The sequence below is a fragment of the Azospirillum sp. Marseille-Q6669 genome (genome assembly GCF_965111635.1).
In genome coordinates, this window is the sequence record NZ_CBCOOP010000001.1 from 2067257 (window position 1) to 2081816 (window position 14560).

At 67.5% G+C, this 14560-nt stretch carries 10 protein-coding genes; 7 read left to right on the top strand and 3 right to left on the bottom strand.

Going from position 1 to position 14560, the window contains the following annotated elements; all coding sequences use genetic code 11:
• Positions 1–74: 74 nt before the first annotated feature.
• From ACWPXE_RS09130 to ACWPXE_RS09160, 7 genes are all read left to right on the top strand, one after another.
• Positions 75–944 carry a branched-chain amino acid ABC transporter permease gene (locus ACWPXE_RS09130; protein WP_454017551.1) on the top strand — a complete coding sequence of 290 codons (870 nt, stop codon included), beginning with the start codon at positions 75–77 and terminating at the stop codon, positions 942–944.
• Positions 941–1930, top strand: a complete 990-nt coding sequence (locus ACWPXE_RS09135) for a branched-chain amino acid ABC transporter permease (protein WP_454017552.1) — start codon at positions 941–943, stop codon at positions 1928–1930. Before ACWPXE_RS09130 ends, ACWPXE_RS09135 begins: the two co-directional genes overlap by 4 nt.
• Entirely contained in the window at positions 1930–2655 is a 726-nt protein-coding gene (locus tag ACWPXE_RS09140; RefSeq protein ID WP_454017553.1) for an ABC transporter ATP-binding protein, read from the top strand. Before ACWPXE_RS09135 ends, ACWPXE_RS09140 begins: the two co-directional genes overlap by 1 nt.
• Positions 2656–2807: 152 nt before the next feature.
• The gene (locus tag ACWPXE_RS09145) at positions 2808–4520 is read left to right on the top strand and encodes a methyl-accepting chemotaxis protein (RefSeq protein WP_454017554.1); all 1713 of its coding nucleotides are present in this window, start codon (positions 2808–2810) and stop codon (positions 4518–4520) included.
• 121 nt (positions 4521–4641) lie between these two features.
• Positions 4642–5763 carry an LPS export ABC transporter permease LptF gene (gene lptF, locus ACWPXE_RS09150; RefSeq protein ID WP_454017555.1) on the top strand — a complete coding sequence of 374 codons (1122 nt, stop codon included), beginning with the start codon at positions 4642–4644 and terminating at the stop codon, positions 5761–5763.
• A 16-nt stretch (positions 5764–5779) separates the two neighbouring features.
• Complete coding sequence (locus ACWPXE_RS09155; protein WP_454017556.1) at positions 5780–6808, top strand: glycosyltransferase family 9 protein; 1029 nt, start codon at positions 5780–5782, stop codon at positions 6806–6808.
• Between the two features lie 92 nt (positions 6809–6900).
• Positions 6901–7374 carry a flagellar biosynthesis regulator FlaF gene (locus ACWPXE_RS09160; protein WP_454017557.1) on the top strand — a complete coding sequence of 158 codons (474 nt, stop codon included), beginning with the start codon at positions 6901–6903 and terminating at the stop codon, positions 7372–7374.
• A gap of 103 nt (positions 7375–7477) precedes the next feature.
• Here the strand turns inward: ACWPXE_RS09160 and ACWPXE_RS09165 are convergent, their stop codons facing one another.
• From ACWPXE_RS09165 to ACWPXE_RS09175, 3 genes are all read right to left on the bottom strand, one after another.
• Positions 7478–9544 carry a flagellin N-terminal helical domain-containing protein gene (locus ACWPXE_RS09165; RefSeq protein ID WP_454017558.1) on the bottom strand — a complete coding sequence of 689 codons (2067 nt, stop codon included), beginning with the start codon at positions 9542–9544 and terminating at the stop codon, positions 7478–7480.
• On the bottom strand, positions 9541–10947 hold the full coding sequence (flgK, locus tag ACWPXE_RS09170; RefSeq protein ID WP_454017559.1) for a flagellar hook-associated protein FlgK: 1407 nt from the start codon (positions 10945–10947) through the stop codon (positions 9541–9543). Before flgK ends, ACWPXE_RS09165 begins: the two co-directional genes overlap by 4 nt.
• A 93-nt stretch (positions 10948–11040) precedes the next feature.
• On the bottom strand, positions 11041–14460 hold the full coding sequence (locus ACWPXE_RS09175; RefSeq protein ID WP_454017560.1) for a flagellar hook-basal body complex protein: 3420 nt from the start codon (positions 14458–14460) through the stop codon (positions 11041–11043).
• Between the last annotated feature and the right edge of the window lie 100 nt (positions 14461–14560).

Consider the following 14560-nt stretch of genomic DNA (forward strand, 5'->3'; position numbering starts at 1 on the left):
CTTGTCACGACTACGAAGGACTGCTACGCCGCTCAGGCTTGGCCATCCGGGGCTCTCCCAAGGGCGAATGATGCATGCCGTTTGACTATTACCTGAACATCGCCGCATCGGGCCTGCTGACCGGACTGGTCTACGGGCTGGCGGCGCTTGGCCTGTCGGTCATCTTCGGCGTCGTGCGCGTGGTCAATTTCGCGCATGGCGAGATGATGGTCGCCGGCATGTATGGCGCCGTGCTGCTGGCCGGCGTTCTCGGGCTCGACCCGATCCTGGCGGCGCCCATCGTGGCGGCGGTGCTATTCGCCTTCGGCTGGCTGCTCCAGCGCGGGCTGGTCAACCGCTTCGTGGAGCGGCCCGAGCACATGCAGTTCATCCTGCTGCTGGGCATTGCGACGATCATCCTGAACGCCATGCTGATGCTGTTCGGGCCGGATTCGCGCAACGTCATGGTGCCCTACAGCTTCGACACGGTGGAGATCGGGCCGCTGCTGCTCGACGCGGTGCGGCTGCGCGCCGGGGCCGGTGCGATCGTGGTGACGGTGGCGCTGTTCGCCTTCTTCCGCTTCAGCCGCACCGGCAAGGCCATCCGCGCCTGCGCCGACAACCCGCTGGGCGCCCGCGTCGTCGGGCTGAACATCGACGGGCTCTACGCGCTGACCTTCGGCATCGGCGCCGGGGTGGTGGGCATCGCCGGGGCGCTGATGACTCTGCTGGTCGACTCCCGGCCGCAACTTGCGCCGGAATACACGCTGCTGAGCTTCATCATCGTCATCGTCGGCGGGCTGGGCAGCCTGCCGGGCGCTCTGCTGGGCGGCATGCTGATCGGCTTTTCGGAGGCGATGGCCGGCTTCCTGCTGGACCCCTCGCTCAAATCCCTCTTCAGCTATGGTGTGCTGATCGTGGTGTTGCTGCTGCGCCCGCAGGGCCTGCTGGGGAAACGGTCGTGACGGGGCGCGGGATCGTCCTTCTGGCGCTGTGCGGCGCGCTGCTGCTGGGCGCGCCGATGATCGCCGACCGTTACGTCCTGTCGGTGCTGACCACGGTGCTGTGGTTCGCCTATGTCGGGCAGGCGTGGAACGTGATGATGGGCTTCTCCGGCCTGCTGTCGCTGGGCCACGCGCTCTATGTCGGGCTGGGGGCCTACGCCAGCGCGGCGCTGTTCGTGCATTTCGGGATCGGTCCCTGGGCGGGCATGTGGGTGGCCATGCTGGCGGCGACAGCCGCCGGTTGCTTTATCGGTTTCCTGGGCTTCCGCTTCGGCGTGCGCGGCGTGCATTTCGCGCTGCTGACCATCGCCTTCGCCGAGGTCGCGCGCATCGGCTTCGACCATCTGCAATGGTTCGGCGGCTCGGGCGGCTTCTTCATCCCGGTGGCGGGCGACGCCGGCAACGACGTGCTGAACCTGCGCGGCTCGCCGGAACTGTTCTACTACGTGATCCTGGCGCTGGTGCTGGTGGCGCTGGCCCTGTCGCGGGTCCTGCTGCACAGCCGCCTCGGCTACCAGTGGCTGGCCGTGCGCGAGGAGCCGGAGGCGGCGGAGGCGGTCGGCGTCGACCTGTTCCGCGCCCGCATCGCGGCGGTGGCCGTGTCCTCCGCCCTGACGGCGCTGGGCGGGGTGTTCCAGGCCTTCTACTTCAACAACCTGTTCCCCGAGCAGGTCTTCTCCATGGGCCGCTCCATCGAGATCATCCTGCCGGCCATCGTCGGCGGCATCGGCACGCTGATCGGGCCGATCCTCGGGGCCTTCATCCTGACCCCGCTGGGCGAGCTGCTGACCTTCCTGATCGAGGTGACCGGCTTCGACCTGCCGGGCCTGAAGCAGCTGTTCTACGGGGTGGCGCTGGTGGTGATCGTCGTCTACCGCCCGGACGGGGTGTGGCCGTGGCTGGCCGCCCGGCTTGGCCTCGTCCGCCGCCCTGGGGAGGACGCGTGATGGCGGGACTTCTGGAGGTCGAGGGCCTGTCCAAGCGGTTCCGCGGGCTGAAGGCCGTTTCCAACGTCGGCTTCTCCGTGCCGGAGGGCCGGATCGTCGCGCTGATCGGCCCGAACGGCGCCGGCAAGACGACCACCTTCAACCTGATCGCCGGGGTCTTCCCGCCCGACGAGGGGCGGGTGCATCTGAAGGGCGCACCGATCACCGGGCTGAAGCCCAACCAGATTTGTACGGCGGGCATCGGCCGGACCTTCCAGATCGTCAAGCCCTTCGGGCAGCTGTCGGTCGAGGAGAACGTGATCGTCGGCGCGCTGGCCCGCGAACGGTCGGTCGCGGCGGCGCGCGACCAGGCCCGGCGGGTGCTGGACCGGCTGGGGCTGGCCGATCAGGCCAACCGCCCGGCGCGCAGCCTGACCCTGCCGGACCGCAAGCGGCTGGAGGTCGCCCGCGCGCTCGCCACCCGCCCGATCCTTCTGCTGCTGGACGAGGTGCTGGCCGGCCTGCGCCCGACCGAGGTCGACCGCATGGTTGAGGTGCTGCGCGACTTGAACCGGCGCGAGGGCATGACGATCCTGATGATCGAGCATGTGATGCGGGCCGTGATGGCCCTGTCCGACCAGGTGGTCGTTCTGGACCACGGAGAGAAGATCGCCGACGGATTGCCCTCGGAAATTGTAGAGAACCCCAAGGTGATCGAATCCTACCTGGGTGCCGAGGATATTTGACCGGGTGTTCGCAACAGGCGGCCTCACCGCTGGAAACACTCCTTTAATGTTTGTTGGCCCATCATTCGTTCCTAGATAAGGGCAACGACCGACACGGCAACGTCTGGTCGAGAAAACAAGCGTCCGAAAAGGGTGCTGCACGGGAGGAACGAATGAAGGCACTCGGCAATCTGCGGATTGGCCAGCGGCTGTCCATCGGCTTCGCGGCGGTGATCGCGGTGCTGGTGGTGACGGTCGGCACCGGCCTGCTGCTGACCGACAACGGGAAGACGCTCAGCCGTCTGGTGGCCGATGTCCGCATGCCGACGGCGCTGGCCGGGCAGGGCATCGTCGCGTCCGTCACCGCGACCAACGCGGCCATGCAGGGCTATCTGCTGACCAACCGCGAGGACCTGAAGCAGGAGCGCAACGTCGCCTGGGACCGCATCGACGCCCTGCGCCAGGAGATGGACGGCCTGTCGCCGCGCTGGACCGATCCGCAGGTGCGGGCCACCTGGGACGCGGTGAAGCCGCTGCTCGACCATCTGCGCCGCGATCAGGACATGGCGGAATCGCTGGGCACCATCGGCGACCAGATGGGGGCGCTGAACTCGCTGAACGACGACGCGATCCCGCGCGCCAACCAGGTGATGAGCCTGCTGGTCGGCGACGCCCGCTCCAACGACGCCAGCGGCCTGATCCCGCGCCAGCGCGCCCTGCTGCAGGCCGACACGGAGGGGATGATCCAGGGCGCCGACCGTCTGGTGATGATCCAGGCGGTTCTGCTGACCCTGGGGCTGCTGATCGCTGCGGCGGCGATCCTGCTGACCTCGCGCTCCATCGTGCGGCCGCTGGGCGCCATGACCGAGGCGATGCGCCGGCTGGCCGATGGCGACTCCGCGACCCCTGTGCCGGCCACCGGGCGGGGCGACGAGATCGGCCAGATGGCCAAGGCCGTGCTGGTCTTCAAGGACAACATGATCGCCGCGCGGGAGGCCGCCGCGCGCGAGCATGCGGAGCAGGACGTCCGCGCCCGGCGCGCCCGCGCCATCGAGGAGCTGACCGGCCGTTTCGACCGCGAGGCGGCGGCCGTGCTCGGCTCCGTTTCCGCCGCCGCGGTGCAGATGAAGGCGACGGCCAGCCAGCTCGCCGCCACGGCCGAGCAGACCACCCGCCAGTCGGTGACCGTGGCCGGCGCGTCGGAGCAGGCGAGCGCCAACGTGCAGACCGTCGCCACCGCCACGGAGGAGCTGGCCGCCTCAGTGCAGGAGATCGGGCGGCAGGTCGCCAGCAGCACGGCCATCGCCGACGAGGCGGTGCACAAGGCTGAGCGCGCCGATCAGGCGATGCGCAGCCTCGCCTCCGCCTCGGCAGAGATCGTCGCGGTGATCGACCTGATCACCCAGGTGGCCTCGCAGACCCGGCTGCTGGCGCTGAACGCCACCATCGAGGCGGCGCGGGCCGGCGAGATGGGCAAAGGCTTCGCCGTCGTGGCGGCGGAGGTGAAGGCGCTGGCCGACCAGACCACCCGCGCCACCGACGAGATCGCCGCGAAGATCGTCTCCGTCCGCAGCGAGACCGAGGGGGCGGTGGCCTCGATCGGCGACGTGATGGGCACCATCGGGCGAATCAGCGAGGTCGCCTCGACCATCGCCGCGGCGGTGGAGCAGCAGCAGGCGGCGACGCGGGAGATCGCCCGGAACATCCAGCAGGCGGCGGTCGGCACGCAGGACGTCACCTCCAACATCGCCGACGTGAACCGGGCGGCCAGCGAGACCGGCAGCGCCGCCCGCAACGTGCTGGAGGCCGCCGGATCGCTGTCCGATCAGGCGGACGGGCTGCGCAGCAAAGTGGAGGTGTTCCTGTCGGCGGTGCGCACCGCCTGACGCGGCGGACGGCGTGTCGGGGAGCAAAAGTTCGGTGCGCCGGGTCTGTTTCCAGATCAGGACTTGACCCGGACGCCCGAGCCCGTCAGCTTCTCGCCGGGCTCCCCCGTGACGCATGCACATGAACCGACTGCAACGCTATCTCTTCCGCAATCTTCTGATCGCCCTTCTCTATTCCACGGCCGGCCTGACCCTGACGATCTGGCTGAGCCAGTCCTTGCGGCTGATCGAGATGGTGGTGGAAGCCGGGGCGCCGATGCGGGTGTTCCTGTGGCTGCTCGTCCTGACGGTGCCGACCTTCCTCGGCATCGTGCTGCCGCTGGCGCTGGTCGGGGCGGTGCTGTTCACCTACAACCGCTTGGCGACCGACAGCGAACTGGTGGTGATGCGCGCCGCCGGCGTCGGTCCCTTCGCCCTGGCGGCGCCGGCGATGCTGCTGGCCTTCGGTGTGACGGTGGTCGTCTATGTGCTGAACCTGTGGCTGACGCCCGCTGCCCACCAGGAGTTGGTGCGCATGGAATACGCCGTGCGCAGCGACTATTCGCAGCTGTTCCTGCGCGAAGGCGTCTTCAACGAGGTGGGCGACCGCTTCAGCGTCTTCGTGCGCGAGCGCGACAGCGACGCCAATCTGCACAACGTGATCATCCATGACGGGCGGGTCCCGGAGAAGCCGGTGACGATCATGGGCGAGCGGGCGGTGATGCTGACTGGGTCGGAGGGCGCGCGCTTCGTCGTCTTCAACGGCAACCGGCAGGAGCTTGACCGCAAGACCAACCGGCTGTCCCAGCTTTTCTTCGAACGCTACGCCGTGGACCTGAAGGTGCTGAGCAGCGCAAATGCCGAGCGTTATCCGGACGCCCGCGAACGCTCCACCGACGAGTTGCTGCACCCGTCGCCCCAGATGGCGGAGGACCCGAAGATGATGCGGGACCTGCTGGCGGAACTGCACCACCGCCTGTCCTCGCCCCTGCTGGCGCTGGCCTACACCATGGTGGCGCTGGCCTGCCTGCTGTCGGGCGAATTCAACCGCCGTGGCCAGTCGGTGCGCGTGACCACCGCGGTTCTGGTCGTGATGGCGATCCAGTCCGCCGTCCTCGGCCTGTCCAGCCTCGCCGCCAAGGTGACCGTGCTGGTGCCGCTGATGTATGTTCTGCCGGTGGCGGCCCTGGCGCCGGCGGCCTGGATCCTGTCGCGCAACCTGCGGCGGCGCGTGCCGCCCGGCAGCGAAGCGGCGGCGGGCTGAGGAGGCGGGCCGGCTCTTGCGCATCCTGTTCATCACCTCCAACCGGCTGGGCGATGCTGTCCTCTCCACCGGCCTGCTGGCCCATCTGAGCGAACGGCATCCGGACGCCGCGCTGACCATCGCCTGCGGCCCGCTGCCGGCACCCCTGTTCCGTTCCGTTCCGGGGCTGGAGCGGCTGATCCCCATGCCGAAGCGGGCCTGGGCGCGGCATTGGGTCGACCTGTGGCGGGCCTGCGTCGGCACACGCTGGGATCTGGTGGTGGATCTGCGCAACTCTGCGGTCGGCCGTCTGGTGCTGGCGAAACGCCGGTTCTTCCACGCCCGCGCCCCGCATTTCCACAAGGTGGAGGAGATCGGGCAGGTGTTGAGCCTGTCGCCGCCGCCGTCGCCCCGCCTGTGGATTGACGCGGCGGCGGAGGCGGAGGCCGACCGGCTGCTTCCCGGCGGCGCGGAGCCGTTCCTGGCGATCGGCCCGACCGCGAACTGGACCGGCAAGGAGTGGCCGGCGGACCGCTTCGCCGAACTTGCAATGCGGCTGACCGGACCCGGCGGCCGGCTGTCCGGCCGGCGCGTCGCCGTCCTCGCCGCCGGTCCGGAACGCGAACGCGCCCGACCGGTCCTGGAGGCGCTGGGCGAACGGGCCATCGACCTGACCGGGCGCACCGACCCGATGGCCGCGGCGGCCTGCGTGCGCCGGGCGGCGCTCTACATCGGCAACGATTCCGGGCTGATGCACATCGCCGCCGCCGCCGGCACGCCAACCGTCGGCCTCTTCGGGCCGGGTTTTCCCGAGACCTACGGCCCTTGGGGCGTGGCGGCGCGCACCGTGATCAGCCGGGTTCCGCGGTCCGAGCTCCTGGCCCGTCAGAAGGCCGATCCGCAGGCCACCGGCCTGATGGACGGCATTTCCGTGGAAGCGGTCGAACTGGCGGCGGGAGAACTGCTGGAAGCGGCGACGCCGAACACGACAATGCCGGTCCCTCTAATGCCGGACTGCCGCGAAGTCGTGACAAATCCTTGCAAATCACCGGAGACAGGTCCCTAAAGTTGACAAGGATTGAAGGATCGCTGACAATCCATTTGGCCCGGACCTGATTCAGCATTGCTCTGTCCGGCGGCCTGTCCCGAGGGTTTGGAATGAAGCCGACACCGACATACGCGAACAAGCCGACCTCCGACAATCCCCGCGATGTCGAGGCCTGGGCTTTGGCGGAGGCGTCGCGACGCCTGATCGATGCCGGGCGCAGCCCCGTGAACGAAGAGACGCTCCGCGGTGCCCTGCAATTGAACCAGCGACTGTGGACGATTTTCCAGGCCGCGATGACCGAGGAGGATTGCGGCCACCCGCCGGAGGTGCGGACCAACATCGCCGCCCTGTCGCTGCTGGTCGACCGCGAGACCATGGCCCGGCTGATCGACCTTGACGTGTCGAAGCTGGAGACTCTCATCAGCATCAACCGCTCGGTGGCCAGCGGCCTGACCGCCCGCCCCGATGCGCCCGTCCAGGGCCAGCCGGCACCGGCTCCGCAGGCGGCGCGCGCCCCGATGGCTCCGCCGGTTTCCGCTCCGGATGGCCAGCCGCCGCGCCAGTCGCTGCGGATCTCGATCTGAGGTCCACGCGCTTCAAAAGAAAAACCGGCGCCCTTTGGGGCGCCGGTTTTTTGTTTGGCGGCCGTACCCTCCCCTCGTCGCAGGGGAGGGAGCCATCGCCGCTTCAGGCGATGTAATTCAGCAATGACAGCTTCTGGCGCTGACCGGCAACCGTGTAGGCAGCCTCCAGGGCGTTCATGGAGGTGCGCAGGCGGGCCGCCACCTCGGTCTCGTCGATGCCTTCGATGCCGGCGATGCGCTCGACCACCGTTGCCGAGGCGGTGGTGTGGGCGGTCTTCTTCTCCTCCAGCGTCGCGAGGTCGGACGCCACCTTGGAGTGGACCGAGCGCACCTCGTCCTTGGCCTGGGCCATCAGCTCCCTCGACTTGGTGATGTACTCCTCGTACTTGCCGGGATTGGACGCGGCGACGTGGGCCATGCGGAAGGCGGCGACCAGCTTCTGGAAGGCGCGGTCGTCGCTGGTGACGCCGTAGGTCAGAGTCTGGCCGTCGTCGATGGTGACCGCCGCCTTGTCCCACGCCTTGCTGTTCTTCCGGTTCGACATGTATTCGGAATCGTAGAAGGGCAGGTCCGGCGGGTCCACATAGGGCAGGTCGGTCAGGGCGTCGGCCTGCGACGGCAGGGTGGCGACCGAGATGGTGTTGTCGATCTGGCCATTGACCGCCCTCACCGAGGTGGTGAACTGCTGCACGCGCGACGGATGATTGGGGTCCATCGTGGTGTTGCTGGTCAACTGGACGGTCGATCCGTTGCCGGCGGCGTCGATGCTCACCGGCGGCACCGGGCTGGTCTTCCCGAACTCGGCGCGCAGCATGTCGGCCACCTTCGACACGTCGGTGACGCCGTTGTTGTAGTCCTTCTCCGTGACCGTGTAGCGGACCGTGTATTGCTGATAGGGCGGCAGGTCCTCGGGCTCGTCCGGATGTTCCGAGTAGTATTTCCGGTTGAAGGGATCGTCCGGGTCGCCGACGGTGACGTTGATCTCGTAGGTGTCGCCGATGTCCACGCCATCGCCGGTCAGCGCGAAGCTGTCGATCTGCTTCAGCCCGGTGCCGGCGGGCGCCGGCAGGGTGGCCGCCTGGGTGGTGGTCGGCGCTGTCATCGAATTGTCGATGCTCATCGAGTTCTGGACGCGCGCCTTCACGTCGAACTTCTGGCTCGGGTCCTCGCTGATCAGCGAGATGACGCCGTTGGCGGCGGCGGCGATGATCGGCAGCTTCGGGTTGGCCGACTGGATCAGGCTGTTGAGCGTGCTGGCCACGAAGGTGACGGTCTTCGGATCGCCCGGCTGGACCTGATAGCCGAAGGGCTTGCCGTCGATCGACACCTCGAAGTAGTCGTCGGCGTTGACCATCGACCCGTTCAGCGTCACGCGGGTGGACTGCGGCTGGGCCAGCAGGTCGCCGACCGGCTCCGTGCCGTAGCGCGAGCCAGCGAACAGGTAGCGGTCGCCGAACTGCTCGTTCAGAAGCTGCTGGATGTCGCGCAGCGCGCCCTCGACCCGGTCGCGCATGTCGTTGGCCTGCGGCCAGCTCACGTTGAAGGTGCTGCTCGACGCCGCGGTGAGCTGGTCGAAGCTGAGGTTCAGGACCGCGCCTTCGCCGGGGCCGCCATCGATCTTGAAGTTGTAGCCGCCGCCGTCGCTGGGGGGCACGGTCTTCAGATTGATGGTGCGGGTGGTCTTGCCGCCCAGCCCGTCAGTCACCGTCACGTCGAACGAGCCGTTGACGCCATCCTTCGAGGGGATGGAGGTCACGGTGTAGCGGGCGTTCTGGGTGAAGGTGGACTTGTCGCCGTTGACCGTCAGCTTCAGCGCGTCGGGATTGCTGTTGAAGGGGGAGGTGACGGTGGCCGGCCCCGGCTGGAACGGCATCAGGTTGCTGCTCTGCCAATCCGTGGCCAGCTTCTCCAGGCTGTTCAGCACCGTGTCGGTCGCCTTGACGCGTGGCGACGCGGTGTTGATGTTCTGGACGTAGGACTCGCGCTGGGTCAGCTCGGCGCGCAGGGCGAGCAGCTTCTGCGTCTCGGCCCCGTAGGCGTTCAGGTCGGTGGATTTCTTCCCGGTGGTCAACTGCTCCGAGAGCGTGTCCACCTTGTTCTGGCCGTTGGTCAGGTTGCGAACCAGGCCAAGATACTTGGCGTAGCTGCTGACTTGAGTGACGGAGCTCATCGGACGATCGCCTCCAGCGCGTCAAACATCGTGTTGGCCACTTGCATGACCCGTGCCGACGCGGCGTAGGAGGTCTGGAGCTGCTGCAGATTCGCGATTTCCTCGTCGATGTTGACGCCGGTCGTCGCGTGGTAGCGCTCCTCCAGGATCTGGCGGGAGTCCTTGTCCAACGAGGACTTGTCCATCGCGGTCTTGGCCGCGGACATCCAGCCGCCGGTGATGTTGCTGGTGATGGAACTGAAGGACGCGCCCTCCAGCTTCAGTCCGTCGGCCTGGAAGCTGCGGCCCGTCGCGCTGAGCGCCGTGACCACGTCCTTGACGGCCGCGCTCTTCAGCTTCTTGGTGTTGTTCAGCAGGTTTTCGTTCACGTGGATGGTGAAGCGGTCGTTGCCCATGAAGAACTGCGTGCCTTCCTCGCCCGGGACCGTCTTGGCCTGATCGTAGGCGTCGCGGAAGCTGGTGGGCTCGCCCGGCTTGGTGGAGCCGGTGAACATCTGCGCGTAGGCGTCGAGCTGCGAGCGCAGTTTGCGGATCACCTCGGTGGTGGGGTCGGCGCTGGCCGCCTGCGGCGGGTTGGCGGTGGAGCCGTCGGCCCGCAGGTTCATCAGCGCGGCGACCTTGCCTTCCTTCAGGTGCTGGTTGACGTTGGTGACTTGATTGCCCACCGTCAGGTTGATATTGCCGCCCTCGTAGGAAAGATTTGCCGCCTGGCTGTCGACCAGGGCCAGCCCCGTGGGGGTGAAGACGGCGATGCGGCCGTCCGGGCGGTTCATCGTGCGCACGCCGACATAGGTGCTCAGCTCGCGGATCAGCCCGTCGCGCTTGTCGGCCACCTCGTTGCCGGCCGAGCCGTAACCCTGAAGCGACACGATATTGTTGTTGATGCTTTCGATTTCCTTCAGCAGCCGGTTCACCTCGCCGACCGACTGGCCGAGGTCCCCCTGGATCTCGCGGTCCATGTCCTCCACGCCCTGGGACACGCGATTGATCTCGCGCGCGAAGGTGTCGGCGGCCTGGATCAGCTGGTACTGCGCGACCTCGCTTTCCGGGGAGGTTTCCACCGCCTTCCAGGCGGTCTGGAAGGCTTCGGCGTACTGGTTCAACTGCGGCTTGCCGCTGGTCGTGCGCAGCAGGTCGCCCAACTGCTGCATGTAGGACGATTTGGTGGCCGACGAGCCCTCGCGCGCGGTCAGATCCTGCACCTGGCTGAGCAGGGCGGAATCGACCTCGCGGCGGTACTGGGAGGTGAGGACGAACCCGTTGGAATCCAGCACGTTCGACACGGTGTGCCGGGTGCGGGTGGGGTCGTCGGCGCGGGCGACGTTGTCCGAGACCAGCTTCACCTGGGCCTGGACCGCACGGAGGCTGGCCGTCGCGCTGCCGAGGGCGCCGAAGAGGGACATGGCCGTTGGACCTTTCGTCTACGGGGAAAGCGGTCTGCTGTTGACCGGGCGGGCCGCGGGTCACGCGGCCCGCCCGCTGGATCAGGACCGCGCCTAGCGCTTCAGCCCGAGGACTTCCTGAAGCATCTCGTCGGAGGTCGTGACGATCTTGGTGTTGGCGGAGTAGGTGCGCTGGGTGACGATCAGCTTGGTGAACTCGTCCGCGATGTCCACGTTGGAGGACTCCACGCTGTTCGCGACCACCGCGCCGGCGCCGTTGGTGTCGGGGTCGTTGAAGTTCGGCCGGCCGCCTTCGTCCGTCTCGATGTAGACGCCGCCCGCCTCGCGCTGGAGCGCGTTGGGGCTGTTGAAGGTGACCACCGGGATGCGCCCGATGGTGCGGCTGCGGCCGTTGTCGTAGTTCACGATCACGTCGCCGTTGTCGCCGTAGACCACCTCCTTGTACTGGCCGCGCGAGGCGCCGTCCTGCACCAGCTCGCGCACGTTGATCTCGCTGCCGGCGAACTGGGTGACGCCGCCCGACTTGCCGATCTGGCCGAGGTTCAGCGTGATCTGCTGCGGGCCGAAGCCGTAGTCCACCGTGAAGGTCACGTTGGCGTCCGCTCCCAGCCCCTGGTTGGCGGAGGTCACCGCCGTGCCGGTGCCGACCTTCGCCGTGCTGACGCTGGTGATGGTGCCGACGTTGCCGGGATCGGTGCCGAAGTTCAGCAGGACGTGCGCGGGGGTGGTGCCGGCCTGGGCGGCGGTTTCCAGCGTGAACTGGTCGGCCACAGTGCCGCTCGCCGACTTGGCGACGAGCTTCAGCACGCTGCCCTCGGCGCTGGCCGTCACCGGCAAGGAGGTGTTCTTGTTCACCAGATTGGCAAGGCTGGCCGCGATGGTCTCCATCGAGGTTTCCTCACCCGTCGTTCGGTAGGTGATCGGCGAGCCGTTGACGATGACCGTGTATTCTGCGTCCTTGTCGCCCGGCGTGCCGGTCAGCGTCACCGATTCCGACTGCCGCACCCCCGCCACGTTGGAGGTGGTGGTGGAGGCGGTCAGCGTGCCGGAACTGCCGGTGGCGTTCTGGATGCTGGCCTTCGCCTCGAACTTGCCGGTGGTCGAGGTGTTGTGGGTGAGGGTCAGCCGGCCGCCGGTCGATGTGGCGACGACGTTCAGGTTGGCGGCGTTGACGCGGTTGGCCAATTCCTGAAGGACGCCGTTGATGTCCTGGAAGTTGCCGTAGTTGGACTTGTCCACCTTCACCGAGATCGGCGTGCCGTCGATCGACACCGAATAGACGTCGCCGATGTCGATCTGCGTCTGCGGGTAGGAGAATTCCTGACGCTGGCCGCGCGAGTCCGTCGGCGCGCTGATCGTCGGGCCGTTCACCTGGTTGTTGGAGGCCGCGCCCGAGGTGTATTCCTGGTCGATCTTGAAGGGCGTGCCGGGGTTGCGGGCGGTGACCTGCAACTGCGAATTCACCACCGACGCGATGACCGGCGCCTGGGGCCGGGCCGAATTGATCTGGGCCGCCAGCGCGTTGGCGATGCCGCCGTAGGTCCCCATGGTCAGGATGTTGTCGGCGGTCACCGAGACCGCGTAGGGTACGCCGTCCACCCGCACGGTGTAGCTGTCGCCCACCCGCACATTGTCGGTGGCGGTGATGTCCAGCTTGTTGCCGCTGACGTTCAGGGCCGTGCCGTTCGTCGTACCGGTCAGGACCAGATCACCTGCGGCGTTGACCGTGGCGCCCACGGCAAGGCCGGCGTTGTTGATCTGCGTCATCAGATCGTTGACGACGCCCTTCATGTCGCTCAGCGCGTTGATGTTGGAGTAGGAGACCGTGGTCTTGAACTCGGTGCCCAGCACGTTGACGATGTACTGGTCCGGCACTTTCAGGGTCGCCGCCGTGGGAAAGGTAACCTGGGTGATCTCGGGCAGAGCGGCGGTGGCGACCTGGATGGGGGTCATCGTGGCCGCCGTGTAGTCCACCGGGCTGGAGGTCGTGATGTTGTTCTTGCGGCTGTCCGCGTTGGTCACGCCATAGGTGGCCGTGAAGGTCTGCGTTGCGACCGTGCCGTCCAGCACGAGCTGGTTGGCCGTGCCCGCCGGGACTGTGGCCGTGCCGATCAGGGCGTTGATGCCCAGCGGCGGTACGGCGCCGTTGATCTGGCTTGCCAGATCGGCGACCACGCCGTTGATGTTGCCCAGCGCGCCGATGTTGGCCGAGGTGACGCGCGTCTTGAACTCCTTGCCCGCTACGGTGATGCGGAACTCGTCGCCCACGTCGATCGCGGCGGTGGAGAAGGTGAATGTGCTGCGTTGGTCGCCGCTGACCGAGCCTGTCAGGTTGGTCGAGGGACCGCTGACCGTGCTGAGCTGCGGCGCTGCGTTCGAGAAGCTGCCGCTGACCTCAACCGGAGAACCGTCCAGCTTCTTCACCAGAATCTTACGCGGGTCGCTGCTGTCAATCTCAGCGGTGTAGGGGGCGGGCACCATCGCGTTGACGGCGCTGGCCAGCGCGTTTGCCACGTCCGTGAAGCTCGAGAAGCTCGCGATGTTTGCGGCGGTCACCGCGACTGTGATAGGGGCGCTGCCGTTGATGTTCAGGGTGTAGGTGTCGCCGACCCGGATGTTGTCCTGCGACGTGTTGTCCGGATAGTAGTTGGTGCGTCCGCTGACGGTGACCGACGAGGACGGCACGGAGGTCGTGCCGTTGACCAGCACTTGGCTGACCTGGGCCACCGGGGTCACGCCGGACACTTGGCTGCCCGCCGCCATGGAGGCGGCGCCGCCGGTGAAGGAGCCGGCGACCGGCTGAGTCGAGCTGCCCGGCGCGTCGATGCCCAGGCGCCACGCGTTGGCGGCGTCCTGGCGCCAGTTGAACTGGATGGTCCGGGCGTTGCCCTGGGTGTCGTAGACCTGGATGCTGGAGGACGGGATCGGCACGCCCGGCGTCGGGGTGGCCGGCAGGTTGGCGCCCAGCGTGATGCTGTTGGTCGACTGCGGCTTGTCGGTCAGGGTGTTGACCTGGAGCGGCTGCACCACGTCCTTCTTCAACTGGCCGGTCACGTCGTCGACGATCCAGCCGTTCAGCGCGAAGCCGGCGCTGTTCACCAGATAGCGGTTCTTGTCCAGTTCGAAGTCGCCGACGCGGGTGTAATAGACGTTGTCGGCGTTCAGCGTGCCGGTCTGGGTCTGCACCGTCTCGCCCTGCTGGCCGGGGCCGGTCAGGCCGCGGCTGAGCTTGGACACGCTGAAGAAGCCCTGGCCCTGGATGGCGGCGTTGGTCGGGCTCTGCACCTGGGTCAGGTTGCCCTGGATGTTGTTCATGAAGACCGGTGCCGCCGTCACGCCGCCCGGCGCGTGCAACCGCTCGTTGGATTGCAGCACCAGCGTCTCGAACGCCGTGTTGACCCGCTTGTAGCCGACCGTCGAGGCGTTGGCGATGTTGTCAGAGATGTGACCGAGGGCCTTCGACTGCGCGCTCAGGCCGAGGACGGCGGTGGTCATCGAACCGAAGATGCTCATGGCCAGGGATCTCCAAACGGAAGGGCAAAAATCGTTGCCATTCGGGTAAGCAAGGACGATGCCAACTTCCGGCTCTTCCCTAACGCACTGATTTGTATGA